The 11,490-nt window shown below is 43.8% G+C and carries 11 protein-coding genes and 1 pseudogene; 8 read left to right on the forward strand and 4 right to left on the reverse strand.

Going from position 1 to position 11,490, the window contains the following annotated elements; translation table 11 throughout:
• Nucleotides 1-5 precede the first annotated feature (5 nt).
• Nucleotides 6-1,451, forward strand: a complete 1,446-nt coding sequence (locus tag HOP38_RS15990) for a TrkH family potassium uptake protein (RefSeq protein WP_006073006.1) — start codon at nucleotides 6-8, stop codon at nucleotides 1,449-1,451.
• Here the strand turns inward: HOP38_RS15990 and trhA are convergent.
• Nucleotides 1,448-2,101 carry a PAQR family membrane homeostasis protein TrhA gene (trhA, locus tag HOP38_RS15995; RefSeq protein ID WP_062463682.1) on the reverse strand — a complete coding sequence of 218 codons (654 nt, stop codon included), beginning with the start codon at nucleotides 2,099-2,101 and terminating at the stop codon, nucleotides 1,448-1,450. The two genes, HOP38_RS15990 and trhA, sit on opposite strands and share 4 nt — an antisense overlap.
• Before the next feature lie 68 nt (nucleotides 2,102-2,169).
• Entirely contained in the window at nucleotides 2,170-2,970 is an 801-nt protein-coding gene (locus tag HOP38_RS16000; RefSeq protein ID WP_031495732.1) for a sporulation protein, read from the reverse strand.
• 271 nt (nucleotides 2,971-3,241) lie between these two features.
• Here HOP38_RS16000 and HOP38_RS16005 point away from each other — a divergent pair, with 271 nt between their 5' ends.
• From HOP38_RS16005 to HOP38_RS16025, 5 genes are all read left to right on the forward strand, one after another.
• Complete coding sequence (locus HOP38_RS16005; RefSeq protein ID WP_006073009.1) at nucleotides 3,242-3,439, forward strand: hypothetical protein; 198 nt, start codon at nucleotides 3,242-3,244, stop codon at nucleotides 3,437-3,439.
• A gap of 116 nt (nucleotides 3,440-3,555) precedes the next feature.
• Complete coding sequence (locus HOP38_RS16010) at nucleotides 3,556-3,822, forward strand: YihD family protein (protein ID WP_006073010.1); 267 nt, start codon at nucleotides 3,556-3,558, stop codon at nucleotides 3,820-3,822.
• A gap of 226 nt (nucleotides 3,823-4,048) precedes the next feature.
• Nucleotides 4,049-5,467, forward strand: coding sequence for a cytochrome c oxidase accessory protein CcoG (ccoG, locus tag HOP38_RS16015; RefSeq protein ID WP_006073011.1), 1,419 nt, complete (start codon nucleotides 4,049-4,051; stop codon nucleotides 5,465-5,467).
• Nucleotides 5,468-5,528: 61 nt separating this feature from the next.
• Entirely contained in the window at nucleotides 5,529-6,512 is a 984-nt protein-coding gene (locus HOP38_RS16020) for a serine/threonine protein kinase (protein ID WP_198558518.1), read from the forward strand.
• Nucleotides 6,513-6,563: 51 nt separating this feature from the next.
• Nucleotides 6,564-7,163: a thiol:disulfide interchange protein DsbA/DsbL gene (locus tag HOP38_RS16025; RefSeq protein ID WP_031493306.1), complete on the forward strand. Its 600-nt coding sequence runs from the start codon at nucleotides 6,564-6,566 to the stop codon at nucleotides 7,161-7,163.
• A gap of 45 nt (nucleotides 7,164-7,208) precedes the next feature.
• Here the strand turns inward: HOP38_RS16025 and HOP38_RS16030 are convergent, their stop codons facing one another.
• Entirely contained in the window at nucleotides 7,209-8,093 is an 885-nt protein-coding gene (locus HOP38_RS16030) for an acyltransferase (protein WP_006073014.1), read from the reverse strand.
• Nucleotides 8,094-8,292: 199 nt separating this feature from the next.
• Here HOP38_RS16030 and HOP38_RS16035 point away from each other — a divergent pair, with 199 nt between their 5' ends.
• Both HOP38_RS16035 and HOP38_RS16040 read left to right on the forward strand, forming a co-directional pair.
• Complete coding sequence (locus HOP38_RS16035; protein WP_031493304.1) at nucleotides 8,293-9,279, forward strand: DUF2860 domain-containing protein; 987 nt, start codon at nucleotides 8,293-8,295, stop codon at nucleotides 9,277-9,279.
• A gap of 143 nt (nucleotides 9,280-9,422) precedes the next feature.
• Nucleotides 9,423-10,397, forward strand: coding sequence for a DUF2860 family protein (locus HOP38_RS16040; protein ID WP_124940462.1), 975 nt, complete (start codon nucleotides 9,423-9,425; stop codon nucleotides 10,395-10,397).
• Here HOP38_RS16040 and HOP38_RS16045 read toward each other — a convergent pair.
• A pseudogene (locus tag HOP38_RS16045) lies at nucleotides 10,394-11,032 on the reverse strand (magnesium chelatase subunit ChlI family protein); the annotation flags it as partial. The gene HOP38_RS16040 and the pseudogene HOP38_RS16045 sit on opposite strands and share 4 nt — an antisense overlap.
• Nucleotides 11,033-11,490 lie beyond the last annotated feature (458 nt).

Consider the following 11,490-nt stretch of genomic DNA (forward strand, 5'->3'; position numbering starts at 1 on the left):
CTCCAATGGTTAACGCCCGTCCTGTTTCCTTTGTTATAGGGTTAGTGCTCTCTAAACTAGCCCTATTTATGTACGTCCCAACATTGGTTGCTTTCTTTACTGGTACCGATGGTTTCCTTGATTTTGGCTTAGCGGTTGTCATTACCCATTTTGCCGCCTTTGTTTGCCTCTCACTTGGACGCACAAAAAACTTCAAACTCAGTGTGCGTGATATGTTCCTAATCACTAGCTTGGTTTGGACTATTGCCAGTGCCTTTGCCGCGCTCCCTTTTGTTTTTATCAACCATATCAGCTTCACCGATGCTTACTTCGAGACCATGTCTGGCATTACGACAACAGGGTCGACGGTACTTAGCGGATTAGACAACATGGCTCCCAGTATTTTACTGTGGCGTTCTATTTTGCAATGGTTAGGTGGTATCGGATTTATTGTTATGGCGGTTGCCGTTCTGCCAATGCTTAATGTCGGTGGTATGCGTCTATTCCAGACTGAATCTTCAGATTGGTCAGATAAAAGCAGCCCGAGAGCCAAAACGGTCGCCAAAAACATTGTACTGGTTTATCTAGTATTAACTGGGCTTTGTCTACTGGGCTATACAGTGACAGGAATGGATCTGTTCGATGCAATTAATCACTCATTCACTACACTTTCAACGGGCGGCTATTCCACTTCCGATGGCTCTATGAACCATTTCTCGGAAGGCGCACACTGGGTCGGTACCATCTTTATGTTCTTAGGCGGGCTACCTTTCCTATTGTTTGTTGCTGCGTTAACAAAACGCGATCCGAGAATATTGCTTAGGGATGCTCAGGTTCGAGGCTTTGGGTATCTGTTTTTAGTATCGAGCACCGTTGTGGCGTTGTGGCTATTTTGGGAAGATGGCTATGCACTAAATGATGCATTCCGAGTATCCATGTTCAACATCGTATCTGTTGTAACAACAACGGGCTTTGGACTGGAAGACTTTACGGCTTGGGGGCCGCTACCTTCGGTTATTTTTGCGTTTATGATGATGGTAGGAGCGTGTTCAGGTTCAACCTCGGGCGGCATCAAAATATTCCGCTTTCAGATAGCTGTTACCTTGCTTAATAAGCAAATGATGAAGCTTATTCATCCGTCAGGCGTTTTTGTTCAACGCTACAATAACCGTCCGGTCAATGATGATATCGTGCGCTCAGTTGTCGCATTTGTATTGATGTTCTTCGTGACTATTATCGTTATCGCCGCAGGATTGAGTGCTATGGGGTTGGACCCCGTTACCAGTATCTCCGGCTCTATCACCGCAGTCGCGAACGTAGGGCCTGGGATGGGCGATATCATTGGCCCAACAGGTAACTTTGCGCCACTTCCCGACGCCGCTAAGTGGCTGCTTAGCTTTGGTATGTTAATGGGCCGTTTGGAAATCCTGACCCTGTTAGTACTCTTCTTCCCTGCATTTTGGCGCCGCTAAACCGGCGCTACATACCAGTACACGGCAAAAAAGTGACAAGCTGCTCCTGCAAGCACAAAAAGATGCCAAATAGCATGGTTATAGGGTATCCGCTTATTGGCATAGAACACAACACCCAAGGTGTAAATCGCACCACCCAATGCCAATAGTATTAAGCCTGAAGGCTCTAAATGCTTAGCCAATTGATAGATGACTATCACCGATAACCACCCCATGACAAGATAGGTAATCAATGAAGCACGTTTAAAGCGATAAACGAAGAACAACTTCATAATGATGCCAATAACAGCCAGCGCCCAAATAACAACCATTAAGCCAATTGCTAGTGGTGTTCTCAGGCTCACCAGCATAAACGGTGTATAGCTACCCGCTATTAACAAGAAAATAGCGCAATGATCGAAAGTTTTCAGCCAGCGTTTACTGTTAGGGTTAGCAATAGAGTGATACAAGGTTGAGGCCAGAAATAGCGTGATCATGCTAGCGCCATAAAGACTCATACTAGTAATCGTGAGAACATCGGCATGCGCACCAAGCGCTTTTTGCAGCAGTAGTATCAAGCCTACAATGGACAGCAGCACTCCAATACCATGAGAGATGCTGTTCGCCCACTCTTCACGAGCGCTGTAATTGGAAGTAGTTGCTGAGGACATTAAGGCATACTCTAAAAGGATAGTGATTAAAGAGTATGCCATATTCAGCTAACATGCGTTAGCTGAAATTAGGTTGTTTGCTCTAAGTAAGCCAGAACTTGCTGACCCGCTTCTTCACCAGACAGTGAACTTGGGATCTGCATTTCTCGTTTCAGTTGCCCTAAACCAATGAGACTTGAGAGCATGCCTTTTACTCCCTCTTTATTTCTATCGATTTCAAACCATAACTTGAGTTCATCTTCACTACGGTAAGCAATGATCTCAAGCTCACGCCAGCGACCATGGTAAGGCCCTGTGGTTGGAACAAACTCAAACTCTTGAACAAACGGCATAACAAAGCCCTTTGCCGCTTCGCACTCAACCTGACGAATACGTAACCCTTGCTCTTCCAAAGCAGAGAATATGCCGTCCACTAATGGGTCTGGCCTCACTGTCAGCATATCTTTATCTGTTGGATCAGCTGCTAGCGCGATATCCAATCCAGTTTCCAACCATACTTTAGAATCACCAATTGTCACTGGAGTATTCCAAGGCACGTCAAGCTCAACCTCAAAGTCTCGTGTTTCTCCTGGCTCAATGGTAAATGCGTAAGGCAGCTTCCATGTTTGCAGCTCAAAGGTTTTCGATACTCTTTTTTTCGGTGCGCCCGGTTGATTGCTATTGTCGTGGTTACTACGTGCTACCTCATCAATATAGCGACAACAAAGCCTCATATTGATGTTATCCACCGTCTGGGCAGTGTTACCACCGTAGACGTGAATCGTAACTTTCGCTGTCTCGCCGGGATAGAGATATTCTTGGTGAAGAACAGAATCCACTCGCGCGGCGCCGATACCAAAACTTGCTAAGGTTTTCTTAAAAAAAGACATACGCACATCCATTTATATCCCAAGATAGTGCTACCGTTTTATCGCAAAATGATCGAGAAAACAAATATCCAACGCACAAATCTATTGTGGAAAAAATGACCAATAATTCACTGCAAACTATCGTATCCACACAAACTTGGTGGTATTCTATGCGTGATATGCATGCATATCATTATTCCTGATTACTTATTTGGAGTGGCATAAGTCAAAAAAGAGTGACATTGAGAGTTATTTCGGTGTTCTCATAAGTAATCAGGCCATTAGATTGGCAATGGAATTGCCTGACTTGTTAGGTAAAACAATGCGCCCAACACCCGTCAGGTTTTCGTACTCAAATCGTGGTGCGTCGCGTCGTCGCAGTGGTTTCGTTTCTGCGCCTGTCGCAAAAAAAGTCGCTCCTTCAATGACGCTCGTTGAACAAAGTGTTCGTATGGCACCAGCTCCAACCAGAGTTGTTAAAGCGGCATAATAAAAAGCGCAGTTATCCTGCGCTTTTTTTTGTGTCCAATTCCTTCACTTATTGGTATTAGCCTCGATTTTTGGTACTTTTACTCAAAAATACTTATAAAAATTGTGGAGAAAGTTATGAAGTGTCACCGCGTTAACGAACTCATTGAGTTGATACATCCAGAATGGCAGAAAGAACCTGACCTTAACTTACTGGAATTTATTATAAAACTGTCCAATGAAGCTGGATACGAAGGTAAGCTTGAAGATCTCACTGATGATGTTCTTATCTACCATCTAAAAATGCGTAATAGCCAGAAAGACGAAATGATTCCAGGATTGGCGAAAGACCAAGAGGATGACTTCAAAACCGCACTCTTAAAGGCTCGCGGCATCATCAAATAACCAAATGTTATAAAAACGACCCTCTAAGGGTCGTTTTTTATATGAGCCGACGCTAATTTTGTTGTTAAAGGTTGATAGCCTTAAAGAAATGAAATTGTTATCAAGGTTATAATCGCTGGGTTTTAATACTGCGTACTGATTAGTAAGTGACTTACCAGTCGCAGCAATGTCGGAATAGATAGAGTGCGTCAAAACGCACCGTCAGCCCAAGAAGGACAGCCTCAGCATGAGTCAGGATAAAATTGACGTAAAGGATGTAACACCCAAAACGTTCAACCCCAAAACCCACAAAGGCAACGGAGATCGATTTAACCCAAGCAATCGCATCTACGTTCGTGAAAGTAAAGGAACCTTTCAAAAGCTTAGACGCTACGGCGGCTGGTTTTTACTCCTATTGTTCGCACTGGTACCTTGGATACCTTATGGCGAGAGACAAGCGGTATTGCTTGATATTGGTAATCAGCAATTTAACTTTTTTGGCACCACACTTTATCCGCAAGATCTCACCCTACTCGCGTTACTATTTATGGTGGCCGCATTTGGCCTGTTTTTTATCACCACGTTTTTAGGTCGAGTATGGTGTGGCTACTTATGCCCACAAACCGTCTGGACCTTTATGTACATTTGGTTTGAAGAAAAACTAGAAGGCAGCGCCAACAAACGACGCAAGCAAGACAGTGGAAAACTCAGTCCAAACCTCATTATGCGTAAAGGTCTCAAACATGTCGCTTGGTTAGCTATCGCGTTAGCGACTGGCTTTACCTTTACCGGTTATTTTGTACCAATTGGAGCGCTCGTTAGTGATTTTTTCACCTTTAATGCCAGTTTCTGGCCCGTATTCTGGGTGTTGTTTTTTGCCGGTTGTACATACGCAAATGCAGGGTGGATGCGCTCCATCATGTGTATCCATATGTGCCCTTACGCTCGCTTCCAGTCAGCCATGTTTGATAAGGACACCTTTATTGTTGGTTACAACAGTCAACGAGGTGAAACTCGCGGCCCTCGCTCTCGTAAAGCAGACCCGAAAAAACTGGGCTTAGGTGACTGCATTGACTGTGACCTTTGTGTACAAGTATGCCCGACAGGCATTGATATCCGAGATGGCTTGCAGTACGAATGCATCAACTGCGGCGCTTGTATTGATGCGTGTGACAAGACTATGGACAGAATGGGCTATGAGAAAGGTCTCATCAGCTACACCACGGAGCACCGTCTCTCAGGTAAACACACCAAAGTCATGCGACCAAAGCTGCTAGGTTATGGCTCGGTATTACTGGTGATGATTGCCCTGTTCTTTGTGCAGATTTCGGCCGTCGACCCCGCGGGGCTGAGTGTTCTTAGGGATCGTAACCAACTGTTCCGAGTTAACAGTGATGGTCTGGTGGAGAATACCTACACCTTGAAGGTCATCAATAAAACACAACAAGAGCAACAATATACGCTCAGTGTTTCTGGACTAGAAAATGCAACTTGGTATGGACGACAAACCATTTCCGTTGAACCAGGTGAAGTCTATAACTTGCCGATCAGTTTAGGTGCTGATCCAGAGCAACTCAGTTCACCTGTATCGACAATTCAGTTTATACTGAGCGACAGTAATGACTTCTCAACAGAAGTAGAAAGTCGATTTATTAAGAAGCTCTAACCGACGTGTTAGCTACCTATTATAGGAAAAGGGCTCAGCAATGAGCCCTTTTATTTTATACATGACAGATAAAGCCTTTAACTTTGATGCCCTCACTCCTGATTTCATGTGGTATGCCTTAGAAAGCATCGGTGTTCGAGCAGAATCCGGCTTGCTTGCTCTTAACAGTTACGAAAACCGCGTCTATCAATTTACTGATGAAGATAGAAAACGCTTTGTGGTCAAGTTCTATAGACCGCAACGTTGGAGCCGTGAGCAAATCCAAGAAGAGCACGACTTTTCCAATGAATTGGTGGAAAACGAAGTACCTATTGCAGCGCCTCTATCGATTAACGGAGAGACTATTCATGAGTATCAAGGTTATCTGTTCACTCTGTTTAATAGTGAAGGTGGTCGCCAGTTCGAGGTTGATAATCTAGAGCAACTAGAATGGGTGGGTCGATTTATGGGCCGTATCCATCAGGTAGGAGCTCAAAAGAACTTCATCCATCGTCCGACAATTGGTCTGGAAGAGTACGTATATCAGCCAAGAAAGCTGCTGCAGTCATCTACATTCATCCCTGCGCACTTAGAAAATGCATTTTTCAGCGACTTAGATTTACTGATCTCGCAAATTGAAGCGCATTGGCAACCGAGTGAAACCATTCGTCTGCATGGCGACTGCCACCCGGGCAACATTCTTTGGCGTGACGGTCCGATGTTTGTGGACCTAGACGATGCTCGTAATGGGCCTGCTATTCAGGATTTATGGATGTTGCTCAATGGCGATCGACAAGACAAAATGATGCAACTTGATGTTCTGTTGGAGGGATATCAAGAATTTGGTGACCTGCCTAACGATCAATTGAAACTAATTGAGCCTTTACGTGGTCTACGTATGGTGCACTACATGGCCTGGTTGGCAAAACGCTGGCATGATCCTGCATTCCCACAAGCCTTTCCTTGGTTCAATGATGCCAAATACTGGGAAGGACAAGTGCTCGGTTTTAAAGAACAGATTGCCGCGCTGAATGAAAAGCCACTTTCATTACAACCGCAGTGGTGACAAACTATCCCCATTCCTGATAAGGATTTGGTTTTACACATGGAGAAAATAATGAAAAAAATCATCGCATTATTTGCGACGCTTCTAGTCAGCCTGGGAGTAAGTGCAGCACAATTTCAAGAAGGTACTCACTATAAAGTTCTAGACTTAGAAAAATCCTCTAAGCCTGTGGTAACAGAGTTCTTCTCGTTCTACTGCCCACACTGCAACAGTTTCGAGCCTATAATTGCACAGCTTAAGAAAAAGATTCCAGCAGACGCTAAGTTCCAGAAGAACCACGTTTCTTTTATGGGTGGCAACATGGGCCTTTCAATGAGCAAAGCCTACGCGACTATGGTGGCGTTAAAGATTGAAGACAAGATGGTTCCTGTGATGTTTAACCGTATCCATAACATGAACAAACCGCCTCGCAATGACGAAGAACTACGTCAAATCTTCTTAGATGAAGGTGTGGACGCGAAGAAATTTGATGCCGCATTTAACGGCTTTGCTGTTGACTCTATGGTGCGTCGTTTTGATAAGCAGTTTAAAGACAGCGGACTTTCTGGTGTCCCTGCTGTCATCGTCAATAACAAGTACCTAGTCGAAGCTGGTGGCATTCAGTCATTGGATGAGTACTTTGAGCTGGTAAACTTCCTATTGAAGAAATAAGCCGCTCTAAAATGTAAAAACCGAGCCCATATGAGCTCGGTTTTTTTATTTGGTGTGGATATCATCGAGTACTTGGTCCTTGTCCTTCCAAACCTCACCTAACCACTTTTGGAACTCTCGCTTGTAAGGCTTATCGTTGAAGTAATCACCCAGAATTTTCTCATCTACAGGCAAAATACGAACCTTTACAACGATTTTTTTCATATCACCCTTTAATACCGCTTTAAAAGGCTCATCCGTATTTTCCGGATACGCCAGAGTGACATCAATAATATTTTCAAACTGGTCACCCATCGCAGCCAATGTATAAGCAATGCCACCGGATTTAGGTTGTAATAGATAGTTGTAACCCGCGCTACTTTTCTTCTGCTTATCGGCAGTAAAGCGCGTTCCTTCTACATAATTCACCACTGTCGTTGGGGTATCTTTAAACTTTGCACATGAACGGCGAGTCGTCGCGAGATCTTGTCCTCGCTTTTCTGGGTGACGAAGCAAATACTCACGTGAATAACGCTTCATAAACGGCATATCTAGCGCCCAACAAGCCATGCCGACAAAAGGGACATACAAAAGCTGTTGTTTCAGAAAAAACTTAGGCATTGGAATGCGATCTTTAAACACGCTGCAGAGCACAACAATGTCAGTCCAGCTTAGGTGGTTACTGATCATCAAATACCAACCATCTTTTCGCAGTGATTCTAGCCCTTCAATGTCCCATACCACCTTGGGATTGACCAAATGAAGAATACCGTGATTCACCGTCGCCCATAACCACATAAAGCGATTAGCTAAAGACGTACACAATCGCTGTAGAGACTTGATCGGAATTAGAAATTTGATCAATCCAAACCCAAGTATAGGAATCGAACAAAATGCCGTATTAATGATGACCAGAGAGGCACTAATAATAAAAAGTAGGTATCCAAGCATAACCAACTATCTATGATTCGTTTGTGACAATTTTATGGCGGTTAATTGTACAAGGCGTACTGCCTTGTGCAATGATTTTATCATTGGTCTGATTTGTGTTGTAACTCAAAAAAAACGAGCTTATTCTGAACTAATAACATAGCATAAACATATAATTACAATCGTTACCAAAATAATCAGAACATGATAAGGATCAGTTATGAAACAGGCATGGAGTGTCTTGGCAGTGTCCCTTGGTCTTGTCTCGCAGGTAGCAGTGGCTAAGTTGGGAGAAAGCAATGGTTTTAGCGGTGAAATTGCATTAAACGCGGCTTACGCAAGCAAAACATCGAATCTTACTAACACCGACGATGAATTTCGCAACTACACTGGTAGTCAACAAGAAGACAGCGGCGCATTAGTACTTCCCCTCGGTAGTCTTCAATATACCTTTGGAGCGCAATCAAACCATCAATTGTTTTTAGGTACATCACGAGCCGATATTGCCGTTGGTACGGTAGCACTTGAGGCGGGTTACAAATACCTATTTCGCGATAAAACCAAAGTGAGTGTTTCTTTCTTGCCAACCATTCTAGAGGGTGAAGTCTGGCAAGATCCCTATACGACAGATACTCGCAATACTACCAAAGAAAAAGGCAACGCGTATCGTCTACAACTAGACAATATTGCCGGATCGTTATTCAGCTTGGACCTTGCCTATGGCAAACGTGAACTGGATGAGGAGCGCTCTGGTACAGGAGTACCTGCCTTATCTCCACAGGAAGCTCAACTCCTAAGTCGTAACGCTGATATCCTCTATGGTAAGTTCAAAATGATGCTACCAGTGAGCCAACAAGTATTACTCTATCCCGCTCTGATTTACACCCAGCAGGATGCGGATGGCAATGCAATGAAGCACAATACTTATGGTGCAGAGTTATCCTCTTTCATGTCGTTTGGAAATCACAAATTAGCACTGACGTTAGGCTATTTAAAACGTGATTACGATGCAGCAAATCCAATCTATGACAAAACTCGTGGCGATGATGAATGGAAGGCTTTCCTAGCATATGAGTATCCGGGAATTTTCTACTCCGATAACTTATCGCTTGTTGCCTTTGCCGGTGCGACTAATAGCGATTCCAACATCGACTTCTACGATGAAAAAGACTGGATCACCGCAGTTGGCCTAAACTGGAAATTCTAATAGGTCATAGGCACACCCATTACCTTCCATTATACGTGGCTTAGCGAAGCATTTTGCTAAGCCATTTTTTATCGCTACAGTACCCGCCAAGTTTATAAGGAAATAACCTCTTTACCCACAACCTACTGATTTATGGATATGTCATGGCTATTCGATACTTCTTGCTTTCGCTTATAGCATTTACTGCGACCTACAGCTCTCTATCTGTCGCTTCACTAGCTCAGAGTAAAGGCTTTAGTGGTGAAATATCAATCAGCAATACACTGGTAGGAGAAAAATCCAATTTGGTCGCCAGTACCGATCCCAAAATCAGCGCCTCTCAAGAAACATACGATGAGTTTTGGATGCCATTAGGTGTAGTCAATTACACTTTTGGATCGCAAAGCAATAAACAATGGTTCATTGGAACTTCCCGTAACGATATTGCAGTCGGAACCTTTGTATTAGAAGGCGGTTATAGACAACAACAAAACGATGGTTCTATATGGAGTATTTCTTACTTACCGACCGTCCTCGGAGAACCGATTTGGAACAATCCATACGTCGGCGCCGAACAACTGCAAGCAGCGGAAGCAACAGGCGATGCTTATCGTTTTCAAATGGAGAACATCGCAGGCTCACTGTTTACCCTAGATTTGGCATACGGTACCCGAGTTGTTGATGAAGAGTTTTCGGCAAAAAACCTTAATCTTGACTCAGATTATGATAGGAATAGCCATCTCTACTATGCGAAAGGCTCCTACACGTTAGCGGTTAATAATCACTGGCTGTTGTTTCCATCGGTGATTTATGTGGTTGATGATGCTAAAGGTCAAGCCGTCAGAAACCAAGGGGTTGGCAGTGAACTTACTGCCCTATTCACCTACCAGCAACACAGCATTGCCGCGACCATGAGCTATATGAATCATGAATATCGTGGCGAGAATGTCATTTTCGATCAGAATCATCGTATCGATGAAAAATACAGTGCATTTCTGGCTTATGAATACCTCTCTTTATGGAATATTGATGCATTATCTTTAATATCCCTATCAGGATACAACGCGACAGATTCTTCCATCGCCTTTTATGAGTCCGCCGATTGGATAACCTCCGTCGGTATGAACTTCGCCTTCTAAACCGCTTGCGCAGTCAATTGTTTTAGCAACCTATCCATAGCGCGATATCCTAACGCTTCAGCTAAATGTTCTCTTTGAATATCATCCTCACCGCCAAGATCAGCAATAGTACGTGCTACTTTGATAATTCGATGATAGGCGCGAACAGAGAGCCCTAAACGGTGTAGAGCATTCTCAAGAAACTCTGCATCTGTTTTCTTTAAGCGACAATAGTCCTCGATTTCACCGCTGTGAAGAAGTGCATTCACCTTACCATTGCGACTTAACATCACATCACGCGCTCGATGAACACGCTGACGCACGACTTGAGTTGACTCCCCTCGCTCTCCCCCTTCAGACAATGTTCCTTTGGGTAATGAAGGTATTTCAATCGACATATCAAATCGGTCGAGCAAAGGCCCCGATAATCGACTGAGGTAGCGTAGAATTAGCTGAGGGTTGGTACGTGACTGATTGCCTTCATAGTACCCAGTAGGACTCGGGTTCAATGCGCCGACGAGTTGGAATCGAGCTGGAAAACGGGTTTTCCCTTGGGCTCGGGAAATAATAATTTCGCCTGACTCAAGCGGCTCTCGAAGTGAGTCCAAGACTTTTCTTTCAAATTCGGGCATTTTCCTAATATCGAGTTTGAGTAATAAATATTGTCAATTTGAGGCATTGAATGTTGTGATTGATATCTGAGTTAGTGGAGCGCATCGCTTCAGATGCTAGCAGAACGATAAGCCATTTATTTTTCTATTTAGTCGAGTAAGTAGCTATGTTATCCGTTCAATCTGACGTCTTCACTTAGCCCCTCCCATGAATGAATATTCACTTAATCGTCAGGTGCAACAACTGATTCAATCACAGGTTTCAGATGGAGAGCGAAACTACCAACTAAAACAGTAATGCCCCGAAATCTGTTAGAGCAGCAACTCTACGAGCATTGATAACCTGCCTTTTCCCATACCTGACCTAATCCGTAAAGCAACGCTCAGTCCGCAGCAATTCACAGCGGTACCAGCATTGAAATGATACAACGCTACTATAGTAAGCTAACGGCAATAGTGAGAGCATCAGAACTAATTGGAGACTTTGAGAAACAACAAAGTTT

Origin of the sequence: Vibrio mediterranei, from assembly GCF_013364395.1 — a bacterium.
Lineage (GTDB): Bacteria > Pseudomonadota > Gammaproteobacteria > Enterobacterales > Vibrionaceae > Vibrio > Vibrio mediterranei.